The sequence below is a fragment of the Anaerotruncus sp. DFI.9.16 genome, from assembly GCF_024461615.1.
Lineage (GTDB): Bacteria > Bacillota > Clostridia > Oscillospirales > Ruminococcaceae > Anaerotruncus > Anaerotruncus massiliensis.
This window is the reverse complement of the sequence record NZ_JANFZX010000169.1, coordinates 1-243: the sequence shown is the minus strand read 5'-3', so window position 1 is coordinate 243 and position 243 is coordinate 1. Positions and strand designations below refer to the sequence as shown.

The 243-nt window shown below is 46.9% G+C and carries 1 protein-coding gene; it reads left to right on the top strand.

The window, feature by feature from the left end; translation table 11 throughout:
- Window positions 1-243, top strand: a 243-nt coding sequence (locus NE609_RS17415) for a hypothetical protein (RefSeq protein WP_256153252.1), incomplete at both ends; no start/stop codon positions are given.

Sequence of the window (243 nt, the reverse complement as noted above, 5' to 3'; positions counted from 1 at the left end):
AAAAGTCGTTATGAATTAGCCGCTTCGGTATGTCGCGGAAAAGTATGGCTCGACAATACAGCCCTGGCAGCCATTAGCCGAATGTACCGGAAACGAATAGAAAATGCAACCTCTAAACTGGAAGCGACCGTCGAACAAGGACGCTACGCTTCATTCAGAATCGATCAGGCACTCGATCACCCTAAAGCCTCCCGTCTTGTTTTACAACAAATGATTGCTTCATTGGAAGAGGTCATCGGTCAA